At 45.6% G+C, this 24,858-nt stretch carries 24 protein-coding genes and 1 pseudogene; all 25 read right to left on the bottom strand.

Annotated elements, in window-relative coordinates; all coding sequences use genetic code 11:
* Nucleotides 1-17 precede the first annotated feature (17 nt).
* Nucleotides 18-557, bottom strand: a complete 540-nt coding sequence (locus tag FYJ78_RS03690) for a hypothetical protein (RefSeq protein ID WP_154620068.1) — start codon at nt 555-557, stop codon at nt 18-20.
* Complete coding sequence (locus FYJ78_RS03685) at nt 557-2,569, bottom strand: AAA family ATPase (RefSeq protein WP_154620067.1); 2,013 nt, start codon at nt 2,567-2,569, stop codon at nt 557-559. The genes FYJ78_RS03690 and FYJ78_RS03685 overlap by 1 nt, the downstream gene beginning before the upstream one ends.
* 5 nt (nt 2,570-2,574) lie before the next feature.
* Nucleotides 2,575-2,748, bottom strand: coding sequence for a hypothetical protein (locus FYJ78_RS03680; protein WP_005839169.1), 174 nt, complete (start codon nt 2,746-2,748; stop codon nt 2,575-2,577).
* A 4-nt stretch (nt 2,749-2,752) separates the two neighbouring features.
* Entirely contained in the window at nt 2,753-4,948 is a 2,196-nt protein-coding gene (locus FYJ78_RS03675) for a DEAD/DEAH box helicase family protein (RefSeq protein WP_154620066.1), read from the bottom strand.
* Between the two features lie 10 nt (nt 4,949-4,958).
* Nucleotides 4,959-6,104, bottom strand: coding sequence for an aminotransferase class V-fold PLP-dependent enzyme (locus FYJ78_RS03670; protein ID WP_154620065.1), 1,146 nt, complete (start codon nt 6,102-6,104; stop codon nt 4,959-4,961).
* 11 nt (nt 6,105-6,115) lie between these two features.
* A complete protein-coding gene (locus FYJ78_RS03665) occupies nt 6,116-9,721 on the bottom strand; it encodes a restriction endonuclease subunit S (RefSeq protein ID WP_154620064.1) in 3,606 nt (1,201 codons plus the stop codon).
* Between the two features lie 10 nt (nt 9,722-9,731).
* A complete protein-coding gene (locus FYJ78_RS03660; RefSeq protein ID WP_154620063.1) occupies nt 9,732-10,619 on the bottom strand; it encodes a DUF4007 family protein in 888 nt (295 codons plus the stop codon).
* A gap of 43 nt (nt 10,620-10,662) precedes the next feature.
* On the bottom strand, nt 10,663-12,195 hold the full coding sequence (locus FYJ78_RS03655) for a phosphoadenosine phosphosulfate reductase domain-containing protein (RefSeq protein ID WP_206671368.1): 1,533 nt from the start codon (nt 12,193-12,195) through the stop codon (nt 10,663-10,665).
* A 441-nt stretch (nt 12,196-12,636) separates the two neighbouring features.
* Nucleotides 12,637-12,870: pseudogene (locus tag FYJ78_RS12895) on the bottom strand (transposase); the annotation flags it as partial.
* Between the two features lie 238 nt (nt 12,871-13,108).
* Nucleotides 13,109-13,588, bottom strand: a complete 480-nt coding sequence (locus tag FYJ78_RS03645; protein ID WP_206671367.1) for a GNAT family N-acetyltransferase — start codon at nt 13,586-13,588, stop codon at nt 13,109-13,111.
* 158 nt (nt 13,589-13,746) lie between these two features.
* On the bottom strand, nt 13,747-14,349 hold the full coding sequence (locus FYJ78_RS03640) for an alpha/beta hydrolase (protein ID WP_154620061.1): 603 nt from the start codon (nt 14,347-14,349) through the stop codon (nt 13,747-13,749).
* 60 nt (nt 14,350-14,409) lie between these two features.
* The gene (locus FYJ78_RS03635) at nt 14,410-14,580 is read right to left on the bottom strand and encodes a hypothetical protein (protein WP_456242916.1); all 171 of its coding nucleotides are present in this window, start codon (nt 14,578-14,580) and stop codon (nt 14,410-14,412) included.
* A gap of 687 nt (nt 14,581-15,267) precedes the next feature.
* Entirely contained in the window at nt 15,268-15,504 is a 237-nt protein-coding gene (locus FYJ78_RS03630) for a hypothetical protein (RefSeq protein WP_195847847.1), read from the bottom strand.
* The gene (locus tag FYJ78_RS03625; RefSeq protein WP_154620059.1) at nt 15,467-15,766 is read right to left on the bottom strand and encodes an oxidoreductase; all 300 of its coding nucleotides are present in this window, start codon (nt 15,764-15,766) and stop codon (nt 15,467-15,469) included. The genes FYJ78_RS03630 and FYJ78_RS03625 overlap by 38 nt, the downstream gene beginning before the upstream one ends.
* A 20-nt stretch (nt 15,767-15,786) precedes the next feature.
* Nucleotides 15,787-16,467, bottom strand: coding sequence for a DsbA family protein (locus tag FYJ78_RS03620; protein WP_154620058.1), 681 nt, complete (start codon nt 16,465-16,467; stop codon nt 15,787-15,789).
* Nucleotides 16,468-16,491: 24 nt separating this feature from the next.
* Nucleotides 16,492-17,370 carry a radical SAM protein gene (locus FYJ78_RS03615; RefSeq protein WP_154620057.1) on the bottom strand — a complete coding sequence of 293 codons (879 nt, stop codon included), beginning with the start codon at nt 17,368-17,370 and terminating at the stop codon, nt 16,492-16,494.
* Nucleotides 17,371-17,471: 101 nt separating this feature from the next.
* Nucleotides 17,472-17,786 (bottom strand): ArsR/SmtB family transcription factor, encoded by a 315-nt coding sequence (locus FYJ78_RS03610; protein WP_154620056.1) that lies wholly within the window; start codon nt 17,784-17,786, stop codon nt 17,472-17,474.
* Between the two features lie 93 nt (nt 17,787-17,879).
* Entirely contained in the window at nt 17,880-18,089 is a 210-nt protein-coding gene (locus FYJ78_RS03605) for a hypothetical protein (protein ID WP_154620055.1), read from the bottom strand.
* 105 nt (nt 18,090-18,194) lie between these two features.
* Nucleotides 18,195-18,494, bottom strand: coding sequence for a helix-turn-helix domain-containing protein (locus FYJ78_RS03600; RefSeq protein ID WP_154620054.1), 300 nt, complete (start codon nt 18,492-18,494; stop codon nt 18,195-18,197).
* On the bottom strand, nt 18,491-18,838 hold the full coding sequence (locus FYJ78_RS03595) for a type II toxin-antitoxin system RelE/ParE family toxin (RefSeq protein ID WP_154620053.1): 348 nt from the start codon (nt 18,836-18,838) through the stop codon (nt 18,491-18,493). Before FYJ78_RS03595 ends, FYJ78_RS03600 begins: the two co-directional genes overlap by 4 nt.
* Nucleotides 18,839-19,011: 173 nt before the next feature.
* Entirely contained in the window at nt 19,012-19,476 is a 465-nt protein-coding gene (gene tnpA, locus FYJ78_RS03590) for an IS200/IS605 family transposase (protein WP_154620052.1), read from the bottom strand.
* A 207-nt stretch (nt 19,477-19,683) separates the two neighbouring features.
* A complete protein-coding gene (gene rlmD / locus FYJ78_RS03585; RefSeq protein ID WP_154620051.1) occupies nt 19,684-21,099 on the bottom strand; it encodes a 23S rRNA (uracil(1939)-C(5))-methyltransferase RlmD in 1,416 nt (471 codons plus the stop codon).
* A 4-nt stretch (nt 21,100-21,103) separates the two neighbouring features.
* A complete protein-coding gene (locus FYJ78_RS03580) occupies nt 21,104-21,769 on the bottom strand; it encodes an HAD family hydrolase (RefSeq protein WP_154620050.1) in 666 nt (221 codons plus the stop codon).
* 161 nt (nt 21,770-21,930) lie between these two features.
* Entirely contained in the window at nt 21,931-23,373 is a 1,443-nt protein-coding gene (gene gatB, locus FYJ78_RS03575) for an Asp-tRNA(Asn)/Glu-tRNA(Gln) amidotransferase subunit GatB (protein WP_154620049.1), read from the bottom strand.
* Nucleotides 23,373-24,842, bottom strand: a complete 1,470-nt coding sequence (gatA, locus tag FYJ78_RS03570; protein WP_328597625.1) for an Asp-tRNA(Asn)/Glu-tRNA(Gln) amidotransferase subunit GatA — start codon at nt 24,840-24,842, stop codon at nt 23,373-23,375. The genes gatB and gatA overlap by 1 nt, the downstream gene beginning before the upstream one ends.
* Nucleotides 24,843-24,858 lie beyond the last annotated feature (16 nt).

The raw sequence follows: 24,858 nt of genomic DNA, 5'->3' as shown, positions 1-24,858 counted from the left end.
TCTTTCCCCTCAATCCCTTAAATACCTGCTTCCCTGCAGAATTTATAGATGCACTCTGGATCATCTTCATGCTCAAACTGGCCGCAAAGAACTACAAAATCCTGCAATCTCTGAATATCGTCACTTTTTGTTTCAGCGCCTTGAATCAGCTGCTCATAAAGGACCTCTATACCACCACGAACATATCCTTTAAAAATTTCATCACCTTTGCTACGCTTCTCTTCATCACGGTCATAGCGGAATGCGCGATTCATTCGTTCATCCAAAGAGACACTATCTTGCTGTGCTAAAAGTACAATAGTTCGATAGATGAGTTCCAACTGGTCGATATTATTGATAAGCTGCTCAACGAATATTTTATTTTCTTGTATGTTTTTGTCATTGTCCTTTGAGCTGAAACGATGATACAAGAAGCCAATAACTGGAGCAGCCATTAGGACTTGATAATTCATTTTAAAAGGCCAATCATGATTGGGATCGGGTTTACTGCTGCCTTGTGCTAATGCTCGAAGATATTCGGCATGTTTCCCTGTAAAAACAACATTTTTATCGAACATTATACACACGCCCTTTCTACAACAGTAGAGCGGGTTTTCGTTTCCTGCTCTAAGAGCCATTTCTTACCAATAATATCCTGCATGTATTTTTCGGCAATCTCACCATCAGTATCCTTGATGAAAATGATAACCTGATCAGCAATATGCGGTAAGACAGTACAGATTTTCTTGATTCTGTCCTTATCAAATGCCGAAAGTGGTGCGTCCATGACTAGTGGGAAGCCTTCATCTTCCTGATAAATCTTCTCGCCTGTTACTTCTCTGCTCTCTTTAGCCATTTTAATGATTCCCGCAATAAAAGCAAAAATGATAGCATAGCTTTGCGCCGTATTTTTTTCTATTTCATCGCCGCTTGATGCATCGGTATCAATAACGGTAGTCGCAATATTATAGTTCTCACTGACTGAAATCTGTATACCGCCATCATAGATATCTTCAAAAATCTGATTGATGCAGTTTTCAAGATTCTCTCGAACCTGCTCTTCTTTTTTCTTATAACTCGTTTCCAACTCATCTTTAATTGCCTGTGCATAAGCCAAATACCGTAATTGTTTACGATTTCTCACAGAGGCCTGTCTATAATGAAGCCGTTCTGCCTCTAATCGCGTAATTTGCGACTCTTTTGCCTGAACACTTCCTGACAGCTGATATATCTCATCATTCAATCGCTTAGCATTTACTTTTGCATCCGCAATCCGTCCATTCAGATTTTTTACTTTCTCCTGGTCAGGCAGTAATCTCTCAAGATCATGCATTCGATCCTCTGCTTCTTCAATATTTGTTAGATGCTGTGCGTAATTTGCCATGCGCTCTTGAAAAGCTCTAGCGAACCCACTTGCCCCACGTGTTTGACTCCTTGCACGGTCCGTATACTGACCAATCATATTACCAATGCTGTACGGAGGCAGCGAAGATATCAATTCATTGAGATGTTGTACTGCTTCCGGATGTTCTACTAAATTTGTCCCGCAAATGCATTTACCGCGTTCAAGCAGGAATTTTATAGTATCGGCATGGATATGTGGAATACCCTTATCCAGTTTATTTGCTCCATCTAGTTCATTCAATGCTCGTCTGAGAAGCGGTATCAAAATGTACATGCCAATATTTTTACCAAAATATTCATATATACTTTTACGAGCTTTTTCTTGTTCTGCTTCTTCAAGCTCCTTTTTCACCTTGCAGTTTTCATATTCATTTTGGCGCTTGATCCCATCCTGCATATCCTGTAATTCTTTTCGAAATATGCCAATATCCTGTTGATATCGATCGCGTTCCGGTTTAATCTCCTCTAGACGATTATTCTGATTATCACGCTCCGTCTGCAGCTTCTCAATCTGCGAACTCAGCTCTGTCTCATCTACATCACCCTGCGCATCGATTTCTGAATTTATCATGCCAATGACACTTCTCTTCAAATTCTCTCTGCCGAGATGCTCTATCGCATTCATCATAGCAGTTAATCCTACTAAGCCACGAACAGCTCCCTTAAAATTACTGCTCTTACCATGGTTCAATAATTCTTCGCTCATATGCTCTAAGCGTTCGCCATCAAAAAAGAAAAAACCAGACAGTTCTTCGGGCAGAAATTCACGAATCATAGCTGCGCCCTTCGTACTAGTCAAAGGAGTATAGTCACCATTTTCATTCTGCTCATATACCCAGAAATTCTCCTCCGGATTCTTATCAAAACGAGCACCTTGTTTTTTCAGTCGTTGTTTACGTACAATCTTATAATTCTTCTGATTATGGCTTATCATCAAAGTCACGGATACTCTTTCTTCATCACCGCTAATCATAGCATCTCGTACTTCACGATTAATAAGTTCCTTTAACCGAAATGTATTTGTTCCATAAAGGCACCACATAAAAGCCTGTTCTAACGTCGTCTTCCCTGCACCATTTTCTCCCATAATGACAGTAACATTTTTATGAGAATCTGTGGCGAAATCCAGTGTAGATTCACCTTTAAACTGGCGGAAATTCTCCAGTGTCATACTTTTAATAATCACGTCATTCACCCCTTTGAAACTTCATCGACAATGTTTTGGTATATCTTCTCCGCCATTTTATTGTCAGGTGTTCTTTGGTTGTATGGAAATTTCAGGTTTTTATTTTCATCCATGATAATCCTGAATATCAAGCGTTTGACAATATCCTGATCAACTTTAAAATCCTGCTGTCCATCCATATGATTACCCCCACTCTTCTCTTTCATCAACAAATTCAGTTTCTGTTATCGGAATATTGTACGTATCCCTTATTTCATCAATCAAATGATCCGATACATAAAAATTCCTAGCAAGATTACGGAATTCTACCATTCTGTTGAGCTCATTTTTTACCAAGGCCAGTTCATGCCGCCCTAATGCTGCATCTGAATTTCGAACTTCGTCCAAGGAACGTGGCAAGGTAATAAAATCATAGATAACTGCAGATTCGTTCCCTGGATAACGCCTTAATACACGACCCCGTCGCTGGATATATTCTTTCGGATTTGTCGTACTAGCTAGAATAAACGCCGTGCGAATACTCGGGATATTGACGCCTTCATCAAGACATTTAATGGCCACTAGAGCTTGTATGTCATGTGACTTGAATTCTTCTATCCGCAGAGCTCTTTCGTCCATAGACTCTTTGGATGTGAATTGTGCCGTTCTCATTTCTAACTCAAAATTCAACATACGCGAGATGTAATCAATTTGCCGGATATCCAAATTTTCATCTTCTATGCCGACTTGTGCTGCGCCGCAATAAATCAACATGTCATGCTTATCTTTAAATTCTAGCATCATTTCGCGCAGCTTTTCGACTTTGTTCATTGCCCCAGCAACTATACGCGACCTCTTTAGCAGCAGCGTTTTAGCCTTTTGTGTAACAATGATTTTTCCTTTCTTTTTATAGATGCCTTTACCTATCTCGATGGTCAGCTGTTGATATTTTTTCAATTCTGTTTCTGTGAGGTAAATGACAACAGGATAATAGTCATACGGCACAAGCTTTTTTTCTTGAATTGCCCGTCCAAGGTCATAATGAATGCATACATCGCCAAAGAATCGATACAGGCACTCTGTTCCCTCCGGATCATTATGTCGGTCCATCGTCGCGGAAAGTGCTAATCGATAGGTATAGTTCTTCTGCAGCGTCTGCATTAATTTTTCAGCACCAAAATTATGTGCTTCGTCTACCACTAAAACTGATGGTTCCTTCAGTTTGGCGAATTCTGCTTGTGCCCAATCAGCAGCAAATGTCGCATTCGTGCAAATAAAGCAGAAAAAATCTCGAGCTTCTAGGTTAAAGCTGAACACTGCCCGTCTGAGTCTTTCTTTATAATTATGCTGTGGTGATGCGCTATGTCCGATAATTGGATGCACCTTGAATTTTTCGATATCCTCATCCCACTGGTCAACCAAATGCTGATAAGGACAAACGATAATAACAGCCAGACGCGGCTTCTGCTCACATAAAGCTGCCAATGCTCCCAATCCAGTCAGCGTCTTACCTGTTCCTGTCGCCATATCAAAGATGCCACGATAGCCATGCTGCCGCCATGAATCAATTGCCTGCTGCTGATAGGAATAAAGCCTCAATCCCTTAGGGATTTGAAATCCTGACTTTTGAGACTCAACTTTAGCCTCGTTATCGTCAACCGTTTCTGCGATTTGTTCATCTGACTGAGGATGATATACAGGATAAATTTCTTTTATCGGTTTTACTGGGCCTATACGATATTTATCTACCATATATGATGTAACTTCAGGAAATGTTTGCACCGATGCATGGGAATCAAGATTATACCATAAGCGAGTAAAGTCAGCTGATTTCTGCATGACTCTTGCAGCATCTGCTTCTTGCCATGAACAAAAGACATCGAAGGATTCATAATTCTGCCCCAACGCATTACCGCTCTCATTCATCGATCCCGAAAAGGCCACAATATTGCCAAAAGAATCTTCAAGCAGACCAACTTTCTCATGATACATGCCAATACCTTTTCTGCCTTTTGGCATCACAATCTTGATATCAAGACGTTCATCAGCAATAAGATTTACCAGCAAGTTCAAGCGATTCAACGTACAGAAATCTTCATAATCCAATAATTCCCGCCTCAAAGATTGCTCGATAACAGCTTCTCTTGCAGCATATCCCTGTTCAATAGCTTCTATGTCTTCTCTTGAAAGTTTAGGCGATGCCAACAATTCGATTTTGCCTTCGTGCTGATAAAATTCATACAAGCCTGCTGTTATCATTGACAAAATGGATGAAGAGAAAAAGCCCACTGCCCTTTTATATCTGACGGCCTGCTTCAAAGCGGGGATATAAAAATCCTGCGCGATATTATCCTGAAAGGAACGATATTCTGTTTTCAGTGCAATATCCTGTAAACTCATATCTGACCTCTTATATATCTTCTTCTATTTCATCCAAAACGGACTTCAATGCTTCAAAATCCCTTTCTGTCGTGAAATAACTGACACTAAAGCGAAGTGTCCCTGCGGGGAATGTCCCTAAAAACTTATGTGCCAAGGGTGCACATTGCAGGCCTGTCCGGATGGCAATGTCATGTTCATCAAAAAGTGGTCCCGCACTATCACTGCTGATTCCATCAATAAGCGCCGATACCACACCAACGTACTCTCTTTCCGGATTAACCCCAACCAACTGTAAAAAGTCATATCCTTCAAGAATTTCCAACAGCTGCTGACGATTTGCGTGTTCCCGTTTGCGTATATTGTCAATCCCTGTCTCCAGCAGCCAGCCTAACGTTGCATGCAGTCCAGCGATGCCTGAGATATTCATTGTTCCCATCTCATAACGTGCTGGCAAATTCTGCGGCATATCTTGTTCTGCCGAAGCCACACCAGTTCCCCCGAATAGAACTGGCGGCAGCGAAATCTCCGGCTTCATAAGGAATCCTGAAATACCTGTAGGGCCGTATAATGTCTTATGTCCAGCAAAAACGGCAAAATCACAATCAGAACGTTGTATATCGATATCTACCAGTCCTGCGGTCTGTGACATATCCAATAATGTACAAGCTTGATATTTTTTTGCTAAAGAGAAAATATCCGGCGCTGGTGCAATCAAACCAATAACATTGCTTGCATGCGATACAATAACAAAATCTGGTGCCTGTTCATCAAACTGATAACGGATGCGTTCCATATCATAAGCAAGATCATCTCTGACTTTGAGTTGATGAACAGACAGCGTGTATTCTTTAGCCAAAGCATGGAGCACTCGGGTGACTGCGTTATGCTCAAATGGCGATATATAGATATTACGAGCCCCAGCTTTAATCATTCCCTGAATAATCATATTCAAAGCCAATGTAGCTGTTGGGGTAAAAATAACCTCATGATTCGGCGCATGAAAAAGGAATTTAAGCCGGTCTCTTGTCTCAGCAATCAGCATTCCTGCGGACTTTGCTCCTTCATGGGTTCCCCTGCCGGCACTGCCACCATGACTGCGGTAAAAGCTGTCCATTTCATGGTAAACACATTCTGGTTTAGGATATGTTGTCGCTGCATTATCAAAATATGCCATAGCTTCCTCCCTTAAAAGAGCTTTTGCAGGATTTCTGCCACTACTTGACGTTTTTCCTCAGGATTGATAGCCTGTCCCATTGCTTCAATATCTGCCGTGATGCTGTTCAACAGCAGCTTAGCTCTAGGAGAATATGGCACCTTGACGAAATGTCTGCGTACCATTTGTCCGGCTTCCGGATAAGAGAAGTAATATCCATCTTCCACTTCTTCTGCTGTTTCTGCATTTTTCTGATTTACAGGCTGAAATTCGTCTGCCGTCTGTTTATAACGTTTTACTTTCGTGCAGAATTCTGAATATGTCTTATCTGACCAATCTTCCAGACGCAGCCCTGTTACCTCTCGGGCTAACTGCCGAATGAGCTGTACATCACCTAAGAGGTCACCCTGACAAATTTTAAGGAAGCTAGTTGTACCATCCGAAAAAACTTCTTCTCCAATAGCAGAGGGCAGCTGCTCATACCAGTCCATCAAAATGGAATGAAGAGATGCTCGTTCAGACTGTGCGTTTCTGAAGACTTTTATCATGAATTGACAAATTTCATTTACCAACGCATCCAGCGCATTATCCAATTCGATCTTGATATTTTTTATTGCATCAATAAGAAGACCTGCATCATTTATTGTCAACTGACATGCTTCAGGAATTTTGACAAAAAGCAGCTTGCTGCTGCTTCGCTCTGAGCTTACAGCCTTGCGAAATGCCCTGATTTTTTTCTCTAGTTTTTCACCTGTTGGCTTTTGCTGTAATTCTTTAGTATATTTCGGAAGAGCAAGATACCAGGCCATAATAGCATGTGCTGTTGCATCGTAATCGACTCTGCCCTGAACATGATCCTGCAGTGATGCGTTAAAGAGCTGCCCCAAATCTTCGATATACGTTTCTTTTTCCTGCGACCAATTAAGTCTTCTCAATTTATAATTTTCTGGATGAGCATTAATCTGCTCAAGCGTGTCAGCCTGAATCGGCAGCTGCTCATCCTTTTCATAAATCAACAGCGACTGCAAGTATGGACGCATTGCCACCGCTAATAAAATCGGTATAACGCCCCTGCGCAAACCAATACGTCCAGTCGGTGACATCAACTGATGATACAAATCAGCAAAAGACTCTGGCTGGTTTTCACCTGCATGCTCCAGAAATGCACTAATAGTGGCCATCGTATAATCCATTTCCGCATCTCCGGTATGCTTATGCCACTGCCATTTATCATTATCTGCCGTCAAAATCCCTGTACGCATCAAAGTGCTGCGCATAATAGACATATCCTGCCCTGAGCCTATCAAACCTAAATTTGGCTCTGTTATCGGACGCAGTATGGCTGTTACAACTTTATGACGACTCCTAGCTGCCATTACCGTGATTTCATTTTTATTGATGACTTCATTATTAATAACCGGCGTCATCGGGTAAGTAAAGTCACAGATTTTAGATAACAATGTCGATAACTCTGCACGTCTGCGAATATGCAGACGCTGTCCCATATGATAATAATAGGCCTGTTTCATTTCCGGACGAGTATAGCTCTGCAGGAAAGACCTCACTATGACATAATAATCTTCATAAATCAGATTATATTCATCGCGAAGAACATAATCTTCTCCCGCTGCATTTCTTAGCTGTCCTGCTGCATAGAAACCGAACAAGGTATCACGAATAGGCCGATAATGCTTTGGTACCACAAAGACGAATCTTTTTGTCTCATCACCAGATTTTTGCAATATATCCGCTGTTTGTTGAATCTCGGCCTCTTCATTTGGCAAAACTGCATAAATGACACCATCTGCTGCTATCGATTCGCTTTTTACCTGCCAATTCACGTCTTCCCTGACTTCTTCAGCCGTAATAAATTCAACTGCAAAAAAGCGGGTAATTTCTCGTTCATCGTTATACCTTGCTGGATAGAGATAGCGGTTAAAATTCATGCCGTTGAGCAGCATCTTCATATCCATATCCTGATGTGAAGCGATGAAATCTTTTATTTTCTGCTGTACATCAACACCCGAGCTCTGTTTCAGGCAAAGATACCCGTTGCTGCGTTTCAGATATACAACATATTGACGTTCGATTAAATCATCAAGTGCAGAATCAATCGCTTCTGCCGAATAAGCAAAACGCAGGATATTTGTCAATTCTTCTCTTGTCGGTGGCAACACATCAAACTGTTCCACCATGTAAAACAGCGCCAGGATTTTAACAATTTTCTGCTGCAATTCATTCTCATGAACTTTTTGCAGAATGGATTTTGCCAGCAGATAGCGCTGGTGAATTTCTCCGTCGTAAGCTTCCTTTTCCATCAAAGGACGGAAATAATCAAATAAAAGGTCTGCCGTAATAAGATGAAAACCATCCTGGCCATATCGACGCAGAAAATCCCGCAAAGTCGCAGTACCATCTGCCGATAAGAAGGTAAACAGCGTTCTTTCGTTCTGGGCAATACGCTCTGACAAGCGCGGCAGAATAAAGACAGATACCGGATGCAACGGATAAGATTCCAAGATAACACGCGCTGCTACTTTATGATTTAAATCGGCAAATATCGAATGGTTTAAGTATTGCCCCATCAGCAACGTAAATTGGTCATGATATTTTTTAGTGAACGATTTCCACAATAATTCTTCTTTTTGAATGACGTTATCAATCAGTTCATACGTCTGAGCGTATTCTGCACGCACATGGACGTGTTTGAATCGTTCCGAGACACCGCGCCAGCCATCGGTCTTCTGTTTTGGCAAACGGTCGATATAATTCGCAATCCCCTTATGCGATATCAGCAAAATATGAAGCTGTTCTTTACCACTGCGATTGCATTTCTCTGCGAAATCCTGCAGCATCTTTGTATCACTGACAGAAGCTTCCTGAATGTTCGCTTCCAGATACTTGCTGAATTCATCATAGACGACATAAATTCCTTGATACCCCTTAGCTTTCAAGGAACGCACTACGCTGCTGTAAAGTTCTGCAATATCAAAACCAAGGAATGGATTAAATACACTTCCTGCCGTCAGCTGTGGATACAAACGTTCAAAAGTTTCATAGGCCTGCACATCATATTGTGACAAGCGTTTTATAAAATCTTCTGGCTCATCAGCAATTATATTGGTATATGCCTGATACGTATCCGGATATTCCTGCTGCCACTTTTGAATGCATTGTACCGCTGCCTTGTAATTTGTGTCTGGCATAATATCCAAAAGATTATTATCTCTTAAGGACTGCTCCAAGGCCGTCAGGAACGACTGAGGAATACTTGTACTGCTGCCTGAGATGATGACCGGCAGAATCTTCCCCGAACCACTGTAATAGCGGTCAATCTCCTTTGCTAAAGTCTTATGCTCAGATAATTTAGGCTGTAAATGCTTGAACTTCTGTAAATCTTTTTTCAGCAGCAATCCCAGCATCGTCAGGACCATATGAGATTTTCCTTTACCATAAGCCCCGACTAAGACTCTCGCCCGTTCTGTAGAATTCTCTCTGGTAGACTTCATGATGTCTTCCATAAAATCCAATGCAGCCGAAGTCGGAATGAAGTTTTCTATTTTATCCTCACGATTAAGGTCATAACGCAGATTCACAGAATACTGGAATCCCGATGCTATGTGTATCATTTCACTCATAATTTTCTCTTCATTCCTTTAAGACGTCTTGATAATACTGTTCTATACACTCTTGTGCCGTATATTCTGTCATGATGTGCACTACATCCAGACCTGCCGTACGTACGACTTCGACTTCCCCCAACTGCTCTAATTGTTTCAGCAGCTGCATCAAAGTTGTCATATCAAGGTTAAATGCTCTGCCAATACTTTTAGGCGCATGAAGCAGTGATTCCAAGGAAACCTCTGTATTATCATCATGCTGTAAAAGAATCATGGCTAAAGCAATATATGGAGATAACATCTGCGGCTGGACCATCGTCTTGCGATAAATCGTTCTATCTTGACTGACGTAATCAATCAGGCCCAATTCTCCCAAGGGACAGGCAATATTGTTCTCAGGAGAAAACTGCAGTCGGCCGCCTTTGATTCTAGGAATGTATGTATTGAGGATGCAGCTAAAATCATCTTGATATGAACGATCCGCTACACTTGTCTCTTCATCCTGCATCAAAACATAACTCTTAAGGCCTCTGATGAAATCATCTCTCGTGAATTCCAACATCTGAAATTCATTAAAGAAAAAATACCACGCTGTCGCTTCTTCCTGATTCGAAGCCAACTCATATTGCAGTAATGAAAGCGTTCCCTGTTCCTCTATATAGCGATCATAACGATAGATAAGTTCTCCTAACGGTGTAAACTGCTGAGTTCTCTTACCATGTGTCGGCTCTTTTGTGATGCCAACAGCCTGCATCCAATAGCGAAGAGATTTAACCATATTAGAACCAATTCCCAGGACATCCATGGGCTTTTCTTCTTTGCTGACAAATACGTCTGGATGACGCTTTACATATTTCATCCCTTTGGTAATCCAGCCTTTACGGATAAAGAATGTCTCATGGCCCCTGAATTTCATACTTGATTCTCCTCACTCATCTATTTGCTATAGTAACGATACGTTACTTCGTTCTTAAATATTTATCCATCATACAGCCGCCCGCTAAATATTTTGCATTCATGCACTTCTGACAGTGTACGCATTTCTGTGGATCAATATAATAAGAATCTCCAATGATAGAAATAGCCCCTGTCCGACATAAGGATTCACATTTCAGGCAGCGGCGGCATGCGTTGAACTTTCGTATCTGATATCCTGCCATTCTCTGCAATGCATCATGGTCCTTGACATTCATTGTCTTGACCTTGACTGCATGTTCATAATCATCCTGCTTAAACGGCTGAATGGACAAAATAGGAACATTGGTATGGATATCCAACACTACAGTCTCATGCAGTAATCTTCTGCCAAGTTCCGGTGCTAATTTTCCGAACGGCACAAACATATTCACCAGTTCATCATCATATGGCCGGAACAGTTTATATATCTTTGAATGTTCTTCTGAAGTACAGTTCGTATACTGCAATTTGACAGTTTTAGCTGCAGGAAGTCCATTTCCGCCCTGTCGTGCCTTCCACTTGCCCGTATCAACATAAACCTCGGCATCTTCCTTGCCGATCTCATGGGCAAAGTCAATCAAAAAGTTACGCCACTTCGTCGAACGCTCTGGCATATATACATTGGAAAGAAACTGCGCTCTTTTATTATTGTTAGGGCAGCACCAACAACCAACACGGTCATATCCCAAGCGATAAGCATCATTAAAGTCAATTTTCTCACCCAAGATATAAAGCCAAACATCAATATCCTTCCAATTGAATATAGGGGCAGCAACCGTCTGCTGCTGTATCTTTACCGACTCTGTATTCTTCTCAACGCGATTGTATTTACTGCGGCTGACAGACTCATAACGACGGATACCATAAAAAGTCAAAATCTGCTGATTTCGATACAGATTACTAATGACTCGTGTAATCGGTCCTGTTTTGAACATAGAACAGCACCAGCGCATCATCCTGGCAGGCGGGCCAATTACTTTGCACATATCCATGAAATTTTGTTCCCGATTCTGGGCAATCTGAAAAATGGCCTGTGGATGATTCTTACGGAACCGCTCTGCGTATGTCAATGTTGTCGGGAATTCCAATGTTGTATTGCCAAAAATATGAACAAGACTCGGATTGCTCAGTGCCTTTGTGACAATGTCTGCCGTAACTGTCGAATCTTTGCCCCCTGAAAATGACAATACTATATTCTCTGCAGGATATTTAGAAGCTTCCTCTCTGATAAACTGATGAGCCTCGTCGATGATAGACTGCAGATGATGACGATTGACTGTCAAAAAGTCTTGGATATGACGCTTAAAGGATCCAGAATATTTTTCCTGAGCATGTTCCTGCAGAATTTTCCTTACCTGCTCAATATCGGCTTCTTCATAGTTCTTGGCAGTAATTACCTTGGAATGACCGTCAATGTAATAGCGGTTCTTATTCGCCCAGATAGATTTTTCAGCCAAGCTCAAGGGCTCAAATTTCAAGAACAATTCCAACAGCAGTCGCTCTTCTGGAAAAACTGGGCGCAGGTCAGATGCCATATACTTCGTCTTTTGTCCGCAAATCGGGCATTCTGACTGACCGGACTGATTGACTCGACGGATAATCGGTACCTGGCAATGCTCGCACCAATAAATTTCTGTAGGAACATCCGTTTCTGTTTTTTGCCCGCAAATCGGGCATTCTTTTTCGTTTGTCTCTATCTCACAGTGTTTACACCACATTTTTATATGTTACCTTTTATTCTATACACAACAAAATTCGTTAATTACCTATAAAAAAGAGCAAAAAACCACATATTTTAATCTTAACTCAAGATATACACTTTCATTATATAACGAGTTACGTTATTTTACAATAAAACGGCAATTATATTCTCATATATCGTCAGTTTTGTAACATTTAACGTTAGATTTTGTATAATGAAAAGCATGGAGGTGTGCAGACTCATGTCTAGGTAGTGTCAAGATTCTTTCGCAAATTCATTTCATCCGCCGGTAAATATCGGCATCAAATGTATGGATTTTCCTCGTCAGCTGCTCAATTTCCATCTTGAATAGATGTTCCATGTCCATATGGCGCTTCGAGCCCCATTCTGAGGCGGCAACATGGCGAAGTCTGGCACAGACGAGCATCAGCGCACTGTTGCCGTCAGGAAATGCACCAATGGCCCTTGTACGGCGGCGTATCTCGCGATTTACTCGTTCCGTCAAGTTTTTTATGAAATTGAATTTGCGAAATATATTTTACCTTATCAAGATCACCGTCCTTGCCGACCGCTTCACCGTGAAATTCAAATCCGGGCTTGCAATCGATATCGAAGCATAAAAAGGCTCCTCGCCGCCGACGCATTTGTCGGTAGTGAGGAGCCTTGGTCTCGTTTAGATAATCTGTCCCGGAAGTTTCAACTCCTTCTTTGCGGGGAATCCCTTGTCGAATTTCTCCACATCGGAATCATCCACATAAGGAGTCATCCGCGCCTTCCGGCAGGTCATGATAGCGGATACCAAACTCACGGGCATAAGTAAAGCCGCACTTGCTGTAGAATCCGATATTGCCTTCAAACAGAACAGCGCCATAGCCGAGTCCGGCCGCCTTCTCCAGAGAGTAAGCAAGCAGCACCTTTCCATAACCCTTGCGTTTGAGTTCTGGAGTGATGCCAATCGGCCCCATTGTCAGGACAGGGATCACCTTGCCGTCATCCGCTTCGATAATCGTCTTCATGAACATATTCTGTCCGATCAGTCTGTCATCCTGCTCCATGACGAAATCAAGTTCCTTGATGAAAGCCGGATCATCACGCAGCACATGGAGCACATAATGCTCACCGCATCCCGGACGGTAGACGTTCCAGAACGATTCTCTGACGAGATTCTCAACTTCTCTATAGTCTTCAGTTCTTTCTAAACGAATGATGTAGTCATTTGTATTCATTGTTTTTCCTCCTGAAAATTGTTGACTGCAATTGCCTTTCAGCGGGAGGTTTGTTTTGATCGTCTGCAAGCCTCCCGGTCAGCCGACAATCTCCAGTGTGTTGTACTTTTTCAAACAGTACTCTCCTTAAAATGATATTTATAATCAAGCCAGCAGGCTTAACTATCCAATTTGTTTTTGAGCCAGTTATCGAGGAACTGCATCTGCTCCTCCGTGTGGAACCAGTGCTCACCGTTCTCCATAACGGTAATACTCACATGATGCGTCTGAGCAAAATCCATAATTGTATCGGCGAATGTCAGATTGTCTGCGCTTCCGTAGAGAATATCGGTTGGAACGTTCCAGTCCACAGGATGCTCTCTCACATAAGAAAGGTACTCCCATGACAGGTCTTCACCAAAATCTGTGTGAATAGTTCCATTCTTCTGCAACTCCGACTCTGTGATGCCAGCCCAGCCCATCATGTCGCTGATCAGCTTCTCCATATTCACGATGGGAGATATGAAAAAGGCGTGAGTGACATATCTCTCGATATCTGCGTTCATAGAGAAATACGCGCCGATGCTGTTGGCAATCAGAATAATCCTATCATATTCTGCATTCAGTTCTGCAACAGCAGCATGTATTTCCATTCCTGCTTCCCACGGTGTAAAGCCCTTGTACTCAAGTCCGATCACATTACAGGAAGAAAACAGCAAATTGTAATGCTCCGCCTCAGCCGCGTTGCCTCCCTTGCCGTGGATGTATATAACAGCGTCCATTCTTTTCACTTCTTTCCCGCTCCCCGCCGCTAAAAGAGGTGTGGAAGCCTTGGTGTGTGCTTACTTCTTTTCCTTTGAAGCAGGAAGCTCCTCGTACATTTCGTCCAGAAGTTCTCTCAGGAATTCCTTATTCTCAACGTCATCAACGAGCAGCATTTCCTTTGCTCCGTCATACGGCAGTTCTCTATTTGTGTCCGGCATCATAGCCACGGCTGACTTCGTAGGCTTCACAAGAAAGCGGTCATCGTAAGTTGCCGGAACCTCTTACAACGATATCGCCGGAGTCACGAAGTTCTTTCCGCCACTTGGTCAAAGTGCTGTAACCGATGCCTAGGTTATTGGCGCAGCCACGCAAGCCAAGCTTTCTTATGCTCTTCGTAATATTGAATTGCGTCAAGTTTAAACTGTTTGTCATGTTGTTTAGCCATTCTGAAATCCTCCTCAAGATAGGTACATATATTGTACCATGTCATGAACTTATTTAGGATTTCTCATTTTGACTTGTATTATTTATATACTAACTCCAAAAAGTGCCTGAAATCAAGAGCTTTTGAGCTTATTCCACTCCTACCTTTGACATCAATACTACCGTCTCGAACGTGGCACGAGACAAGCACCTGAATGTCTAGATTCCGTACACATTTCCGCCCGTTCGCGGGAACTGCCCTAAGCCGAAAATCGACGTTTTTACACCTGCTCTCCGTTTGCGGTAACTGGTCCACATGTTTTTCTACCTATAATACGGCGGGCTGGAGGGAGGCCATCATCTCGCCTCCTCTGCTCAATCGGTTTATGATCAAGGTCTCAACCCCTCAATTTTCAAACATTATAACATTTCGATTAAAATGATTCCACTCTGCCACTCAACAAAAAAACACCCCGCCGGAGCGGAGTGTCTGTCGCCTGATTTATGTTCAGTTATACCTCTATCTCGGTACCGTCCCGAAAGGTGAAAATCATCTCCTTCCGGCGGCCTACTGTGACGAAATCCACCATGCAGGCCCACAGCCACGAATCAAATTCCTGAATCACACCGTTCTGTTCTTTCAGCTTCCCGATGAAATCCTCGATCCGTTCTGACCTTGCGTTCTTTTCCGATATCTGGCGGTTCGCTTCATCAAACTGCTTTCGTGCCTTGTCGTACCGTTCCACCAAGCTGTCGTAACGGATCTATCTGCCTATCTTCCCAAAGACCTGCCGGTGTTTTCGATGCCCCCGCAGTCCTTGTTACGGCAAAATTCTCTGTGATGATGATCCCATATCCGCCCTTTGCCTTGTGTTCATGATAAGCCATGAATTTTTCAGTCGGCGTTCCGCCTTCGTTACAGTAATTCGTGACCATAGCGGAGACCACCATGCGGTTTTTAAACTCCGTCTTGCTGATCGTGATTGGTTCAAATATTTTCGTCAGTTTCATAATGCCTTCCTTCAAATAACTTATGAACAACCTGTACCGTCGATATTACAGGCAACGGGCGTATTGTATCCATCATTGAGGATCCCGCCCTTTTCCTTAATGATATTCAGATTTTCCTCTAAATCATTGAGGGTAATCGCACTTCCTTTTAAGTCATAATGCTTCCCATTTATTTCAAGAAACAGCGTCGGGAAGGATGTGACTCCTATTTTTCTTGCCTCATAAAAGTCCGGATGGTACTTGCCCTCTTCAGAAATACGGATGAACTCCTCTGCGATCTTGTCTGCAGGAAGGTCATAGGATTTGGCGATTGATCCGATCGTCTCCACGTCAGAAAGTGATTTACCATCCAAATAGAATGCTTCATGCATCTTTGACGCAAGATTAACATGTTCTCCTTTAGGTAAGAAGCTCCTGAGAACTCCAAATCCTATGGCGGCATCATTCGAGTCAGGAACCATACTTCCCGTCTCTAACAGGTTCAGATATGGCTTGCCGAATTCTACTCCAAACATATCCGCAATTCTTTTATTCGTATCACTCATATACGGAAATGCCGAAAGCGAATGACCGTCCATAAATAATCTACCTGATAACACCGTTACTTCCAATTCCGGATGTGCTTCAATAAACGCTTTAAGAATTGTTTCAAACCCATAGCACCATCCACAATAGCTGTCAAAAATATAATACACTTTCATCTAAAGACCGCCTTTTTATCCTGGTCACAGGCTTCTCATGCTGTCTCTTCGCATCCGCAATCGCTCTTCCCCCTGTTCGTCTGCACCCTGTTTGAGCATCGCCAGTATCTTCTCTTTGTCCTCCGGAAGATGTCCATATACCGGCATCATGTTGGCGATATTCGTCGCATCCAGCAGAGTGTGGATATCAAGCGTCTTCACAAAGGTATACAGTTCCTGTATCTTCTCTGTCTCTGTAGCCTCTACGAACTCACCTCTTCTTACTTCCTCCATAAGCGGTGTGTCAGGGAAGATCGAGAGCCCGGAAGCCAGTACTCTGACGGGCGACAGGTGGTTTAACACTTCTGCTGTTTTGACGGCATGCCCCATACCATAATCATGGCCTCCCAGTCCGTATAAGAAGATGACGGAATAATGCATTCCTGCTTCATCCAGCTTGGAAAGCTGCTCTACGATATCACTAGCATGATAGCCCTTGTTCATCTTATCGAGGACAGCATCATCGCCCGACTCGATTCCGAATACGATCATGTCATATCCCATTTCTTTCAGTGACTTAAGCTGCTCCACAGACTTGTTCTTTACGCTGTCAACCCGGCCATATCCACCAACGGAAACGCCCCAGGGCAGGTATTCTTTGATCAGGTCCATGATTCTTTTAAGCCTGTCGTAGCTCAGCAGGAACGGATCTGCCCCCTGCAGAAAAATCCGCTTTACCTTCCATCCGGAATTCCGGATCTCCTGAAGATCCTCCCGTATCTCACTCTCCGGAGATACGGAAAAAGGTGCTTCCTTGTAAAAGGTGCAAAAGCGGCACTTATTATGCGAACAACCCGACGTTACTTGTAAAAAACAGGAACCAGCCTCATAAGGCGGTCTGACGATTCCACATGAAAAATGCATACGAATTCCTCCTCGTTTCTATATATCCTTATATCTCGCTTTATCGATATGTAATGGTTTAAATTAAACGGGATCTTCATCCCGTCTAATCTATGCACAACTTAAATTTCGTGACCAAAGTAGTCTGCCAGCGCAGCGAGGGTCTCTTCATTCCGTCTGTAATATGTCCACTTTCCGCGCCTTTCGGAAAGAAGCAAGCCTGCTTTTTGCAGCATATCTAGGTAATGAGATACGGTTGACTGTGATATCCCGGCTTTGTCGCGGATGCTTCCAACACACACACCGCCTTTCAGATCCACCACATCATCAAAATGTCCTCCCTGCGGCGGAAAGTTTTTCTCCGGTTCCTTCAACCACTCAATAATACTGAGCCGAGTTTCATTTGATAGTGCTTTAAAAACTTCAATCTTATCCATACGTTTATTATATCTATCTTTCGCGATATGTCAATGCTTATAAGCAAAAAAAACGACTGATAGAGAAATATATTTACTCTATCAACCGCCACATCAGAGCCATACAATGCCATCGCTGATGAGATTTTCCGGCTCCGCGACCAAAAAGAAAAGTCCGAGGTCGATAGTTATCACCGGGAAGAAGCCATGAACCGGATCAAGGAGCTGCAGGACTTCATCGGTAGTCAGCAATCCGAAATCACCGAATTCGACGAAAGCCTCGTCCGAAAGCTGATCCAGCAGATCACCGTTTACGACGACCACCTTGCCGTCCGGTTCAAATCAGGGCTTGAGATCGACATCAACGAATAAGAGCAGGTGCTCCGATCATGGAGTGTCTGCCCAATTTAACATATGTTCATTACATATTTATTTTGCGGTCTTTATTGCACCTTCAGGGATGAATTCAATCTTAAGTCTCATGCCAAGACCATGTGCCAGCCGTTTTACCATTCCAAGAGAGGGATTTCTGGTTCCATTTTCAATGCGGCTGATATCCGCCTGTGTGATTCCCGTCCTTTCAGACAATTCTTTCTGCGTTAACCCTTCTTTATTCCTCGCATCAATCATCGCCTGGATAATATCGTATTCCGGCTGGAGAGCCTCATATTCTGCTTTCACATCTGGGTTCTCCAGCGCTTTTCGCTTGTAATCATTGTAGCTACTCATCGTCCGAATCTCCTTTCGTAATCCGTTTTGTATTTCCTTGCCAGCTCGATAGCTGCGGGAGGCGTCTTCTGCGTCTTTTTTACGAAACCGTTTGTCAGAATCGCTCTCTTTTCTATAAAGAAAAAATAGAGAACCCGCGTAATGTCAGAACCTTGTTTCGTTCTTAACTCAAATATTCCATCTCCAATTGGCCTTGAATATGGCAGCTTGAGTGCCGGCCCATTTTGCTCCAAGAGGTCAATTGTTCTGAACACTTTTGCTTTCATTTTGGGTTCTAAGGAATCCAGAAACTCTTGCACCGGCGTGCTCCCGTCTTCCGTATCATAAAACTCAATCTCAAACATTTCCGTCTACCCTTGTTTTTCTTCATTATATGTCGTATAAGACATATTGTCAATGGACCATTGCATACGAATAAATATCCCCCGGCATAGCCGGGGGTTTTATATTTACGGCCTTATAAGGCCTCTGCTTACCAGCTGCGCTTAAAAGCGCTTGTCGGTCCGTCATACGCTTACTATTTCCGGCTACCCGTAAACGGGTCTGTCATATCCAGTACCAACTGTTCCGACATGTAATCTTCCTTCAGCTGGTTCTGAATGTATTCCGTTATTTTCTTTTCGTTCTTGCCTACCGTACTTACATAGTACCCTCGACACCAAAAGCTTCGATTTTTATATTTGTACTTCATATTCCCCCATTTCTCGTAAATCATCAAACTGCTCTTCCCCTTCAAAAAGCCCATAAAATTAGACACGCTAATCTTTGGCGGTATCTCAACTAAAATATGGATGTGGTCAGGACAGGCCTCGGCTTCTAACAAGTTCACCTGTTTCCACAGACACAGTTCCCTTAAGATTTGACCAATCTCGTACTGCTTCTGACCATAAAAGACCTTTTTTCTGTATTTAGGGGCAAATACAATATGATATTTACACTCCCATTTTGTATGTGATAAACTATGTACATCGTGATCTTTCATTACGATATACCTCCTTTGTCGTATTGGTTGCAGTTGACGGACCGCAACTTCATACTTCAAGGGAGGTTTATTAAATCCTTTAAAGACTTATCGCTAAAGCTTTATCGAACCCCTGGTCTAACTAGGGGTTTTCTATATACAAGAAAGGCAAGACCATTTTGTCGGTCTTGCCCTTTTCAGATGGAGCTGCACTGCTCGGCGCGGCTTTTATTCTTCTGTTTTCTTCGCCTTCCCGGCATTCTCTTTCTCTAGAAGATCGGCTCTGACAAGTTTCGTGCAACACTCAACGTGCGATGTCATAGGAAACATATCTACGGGCTGGACGTTTTTAGCTTTGTAGCCGAGTATTTCGAGGATGGCGAGGTCACGGGCGAGGCTGGCGGGGTTGCAGGAGACGTAGACGATGCGCTCGGGGTGCATATTGGCAAACGTCTTGAGGACGGTCTCGGTGCAGCCGGCGCGCGGCGGGTCGACGACGACGACATCGGCGCGCACGCCCTGTTTGTAGAGGCGCGGCATGACTTCTGTCGCATCGCCGACGATAAACTCGGCGTTGCGGACGTTGTTGTCGCGCGCGTTCTTCTGGGCGTCGAGGATGGCCGGCTTGACGATCTCGATGCCGTAGACTTCGCGGGCCTTCTGCGCGAGGAACAGCGTGATGGTGCCGGTGCCGCAGTAGGCATCGATGACAGTCTCCTCGCCCTTGAGGTTCGCGAATTCCAGGGCCTTGTTGTAGAGGACTTCCGCCTGCTTCGTATTGACCTGGAAGAAGGAGCGCGGCGAGATGTGGAAGGTCAGGCGGCCGATGCGGTCGAGGATGGTCGGCTTGCCCCAGAGCAGTTTCGTCTCGCGGCCCATGATGACGTTGTTGCGATACGTCTGGATGTTCTGGTGGATGCTGACGACATGCGGCAGGCGCTTGCGCAGGGCCTTGACGAACTCTTTCTCACGCGGCAGCTGCTTCGTGGCCGTAACGATGACGATCATGAGATCGCCCTTCTCGCCGACGCGGCCGACGACATGGCGCAGGACGCCGGTGTGGCGGTCTTCGTCGTAGACGGGAATGCGCAGTTCTGTGATGATATCGCGCACGGCGTTGACGATCTCGTTGTTGCCTTCCTTTTGGATGCGGCAGTCGCGCGTGTCGATGATATCATGGCTGCCCTGCGCGAAGCATCCGATGACAGTCCTGCCCTTGATGCGGCCAATCGGGAACTGCATCTTGTTGCGGTAGTTCCAAGGGCTCTCGGCACCGATGGTCGGCTCGACGAAGAGATCCTTCTGGCCGCCGATGCGCGTGACGGCGTCTATGACCTGCTGACGCTTTGCCTTGAGCTGAGCCATGTAGTCGAGGTGCTGGAGCTGGCAGCCGCCGCACTGCTCGTAGATTGGACAGGCCGGCGCGCGGCGGTCACGGCTCGCACGCAGAACCTTGAGGAGGTGACCCTTGGCATACGTTTTCTTGACTTCGTCAATGGCGGCCTGAACGGACTCACCCGGCAGGGCTCCCGGCACAAAGACCGTGAAGTCTTCGTATCGCCCTACCCCTTCGCCGCTCGTGCCGAGCGTGCGGATCTCGATCTCATATGATTTTCCTTTTTCGACGGGAACTTTATGCTTCATGATATTATCCTTTTGCAAATGTCAGTTTCTCGAATAGTTCCTCAGGCTTTGCGAGGATGACCTTGGCGCCGTGCTCGAGGAGCTCTGTTTCGGGACGGAATCCCCAGAGCACGCCGACAGGCAGGAAGCCGGCATTGACGGCCGTATCCATATCGACGCTCGTATCGCCGAAGTAGGCGACCTCTTCAGGCTTTACGCCGTATTCCTTGGCCATCATGAGGACTTTTGTCGGGTCCGGCTTGATGGGCAGGCCCGGACGGTCGCCCATGACGGTCGTGAACGTTCCTGCGGGGAACATGCCACCGATGATCTCGTCGGCCGCCTGCTGATGCTTGTTGGTGCAGATGCCCATCGGGATGCCCTTGGCCTTGAGCGCGTCGAGCATCGCCTGGATGCCCGGGAACGGCCCCGTGTGATCGCGGTGATGTTCGTAGATGACCTGATAGCGATTCATCGCCTCGATGACAAAGGCTTCGTCGGCTGCCTTCTCCTTCGGCAGGGTGCGCTCGATGAGCTTCTTGGAGCCGTTGCCGAGGTAATAACGGTATTCATCAAGAGGATGCGTCGGGAATCCGTAGGACTCGAGCATCTCGTTGACACTGATGGTCAGGTCTTCGAGCGTGTCGACGAGCGTACCGTCGAGGTCGAAGATGGCTGCTCTGTACTGCATGGTAGTTCTCCTCTCTTTATCAAAAGCCTTCCCAAATTGAGAGAAGATATCCTGCCAGCGAAGAGATTGCAACCTGCTGTCAACCTCATCCGCCCCTGCAGGACACCTTTCCCAGAGGGGAAGGCTTTCATTGGTTCTTATGAATCAGCCATACCGATAAATCAGTCAGCGAGTTTCTCGGCAAGCATCTTATTGACCATCTGCGGGTTGGCTTTACCGCGCGTGGCCTTCATGACCTGACCGACGAGGGCACCGATGGCTTTCTTCTTGCCGCCCTTGTACTCTTCGACAGCTTTCGGGTTCGCCGCGATGGCTGCGTCTACGGCTGCCTCGATGGCACCTGTGTCCGTGATCTGGACGAGACCCTTATCCTTGACGATTTTTTCCGGATCATCCTCGTTCGTCCACATCTCCTTGAATACCTTCTTGGCAATTTTGCCGGAAATCGTGTCCTTCATGATGAGGCCAATCATTTTGCCGAGACGCTCCGCGCTGACCGGGGACTTGGCGATGTCGATACCGTCCTCGTTGAGGTTCTTAGCGAGGTCGCCCATGATCCAGTTGGCCGCGAGCTTCGAGTCAGCGCCTGTCGCGACGACGGCGTCGAAGTACTCGGCCATAGCGCGCGAGCTTGTAATGATGCCGGCATCGTAGTCAGAGAGGCCGTACTCCTTCTCGAGGCGGGCGCGGCGAGCATCCGGCAACTCCGGCAGCTCGCTGCGGTACTTCTCAATGGTCTCCTCGCTCGTGACAATTGGCGGCAGGTCCGGCTCCGGCATGTAGCGGTAGTCGTGCGCGTTCTCCTTGCTGCGCATCGAAAGCGTGATGCCGCGGGCCGGATCAAAGGTGCGGGTTTCCTGTACGATATGGCCACCGTCTTCGAGCACTTCCTCCTGACGATCAATCTCGTAATTGATGGCGTCTTCGAGGTTCTTGAAGGAGTTGATGTTCTTCATCTCCGTGCGGGTGCCGAGTTCTTTGGAACCAACCGGACGCAGGGAAACGTTGATATCGGCACGCAAGTTGCCTTCCTCCATGCGGCAATTGGAGACGTCGATATATTCCATGATGGATTTGATTTTTTCCATATAAGAGCGGGCTTCTTCCGCCGATCTCATATCTGGTTCGGAGACGATTTCGAGAAGCGGCACGCCGGTACGGTTGTAGTCGACGTTCGAGGAGGAAGAATCCTTGATGGTCGTGCCCGAATGAACGAGCTTGCCGGCATCCTCCTCCATATGGATGCGCGTAAGACGGATGCGCTTCTTCTTGCCCCCTGCATCGATATCTACCCAGCCATGCTCAGCAATGGGCAGATCATACTGGGACGTCTGCCAGTTTTTCGGCAGATCCGGATAGTAGTAATTCTTGCGGTCAAACTTGCTGTATTTGTTGATTTCGCAGTTCGTAGCCAGACCGGCTTTGATGCCAAACTCGACAACGCGCTTGTTGACCGTCGGCAGTACGCCTGGCATGCCAAGGCATACCGGACAGACATGCGTGTTCTGTTCTGCGCCAAAGGCCGTGGCACAGCCGCAAAAGATTTTCGTTTTAGTTTTCAGTTCACAGTGTATTTCAAGACCGATTACGGCTTCGTATTTCATCAGTTGTTACCTCCCAGCTTTGCCATCTCATCGTGGTAGTTCTGGCTCTGCTCATACGTGTAGGCAGCACGGAGGATGGTTTCCTCATCGAGTGCCTTGCCGATGATCTGCAGCCCGATTGGCATGCCGGATGAACTGTAACCGCAGGGAATCGACATGCCCGGCAGACCGGCAAGATTCAAAGGAACCGTACAGGCATCCTGCAGGTACATCTGCAGCGGATCAGAAATCATCTCGCCGATCTTGAAAGCCGGCGTCGGCGCCGTCGGCGCCATGATGACATCGACTTTCTTAAACGCCTTATTGTAGTCCTGCTGTACCAGCGTGCGGACCTTCATGGCCTTGAGGTAGTAGGCATCGTAGTAACCTGCCGACAGCGCATAGTTGCCGATGACGATACGGCGTTTAACCTCTTCGCCGAATTTTTCCGTACGGGTATTGGTCATCATCGCTACCAAATCTTCTCCTTCTACGCGCTCACCATAGCTTACGCCATCGTAACGCTGGAGGTTCGTAGCGGCCTCAGCCGGAGCAATCAGATAGTACGCCGAAATGGCATACTTCGTATGGGGCAGGGAGATGTCAACGATTTCGGCACCGAGCTCTTTGTACTTCTCGATAGCCGCGCGAACGGTCTTTTCGACTTCCGGGTCCATGCCATCGACAAAGTATTCCTTCGGCAGGCCGATTTTCAGGCCTTTGACATCTTCCACCAGAGCCTTGGTGAAATCCGGGACTTCCGCCTCGCTGGAGGTGGAGTCCATTTCATCGTGACCGCAGATGATATTGAGGATGTTCGCACAGTCCGTAACATCGCGGGCCAAAGGGCCGATCTGGTCCAGCGACGATGCATAGGCGACAAGGCCATAGCGGGAAACACGTCCATAGGTCGGTTTCATTCCCACAACGCCGCAGAATGAGGCCGGCTGGCGAATCGACCCGCCCGTATCGGAGCCGAGTGCCCAGATGGAAGTACCAGCAGCCACCGATGCCGCACTGCCGCCTGAGGAGCCGCCCGGTACGCAGTCCGTATTCCATGGATTGCAGGTCGGATGGTATGCGGAGTTTTCCGTCGAACCACCCATGGCAAACTCATCCATGTTGGCCTTGCCGAGGATGACCGGATTCTGCGCCTTGATTTTCGTCATGACTGTCGCATCATAAGGCGGCACGAAATGTTCAAGGATCTTGGATGCACAGGTCGTTTTGATCCCCTTGGTGCAGATATTGTCCTTGATAGCGCCCGGGATACCTTCGAGGAAGGAAATCGTTTCGCCCTTGGCAATCTTTTCATCGACAGCCTTGGCCTGAGCCAGTGCCTCATCGCGCGTAATGGTCAGATATGCCTTGACGTCGCCCTCGACTTCATCGATGCGCTTTAACACATCTTCCGTCAGCGCTACGGCTGTAATCTCTTTATTGACGAGCATGTCATGGAGGACATGCGCCGGTTTCTCGTATAATCTCACGTTTGTTCCTCCCCTG

The organism is Wylensekiella montiformis (genome assembly GCF_009697385.1).
Taxonomy (GTDB): Bacteria; Bacillota; Negativicutes; order Selenomonadales; family Selenomonadaceae; genus Selenomonas_A; species Selenomonas_A montiformis.
Note: the sequence above shows the minus strand (reverse complement) of the source record. Positions and strands in the feature narration are given on the sequence as shown.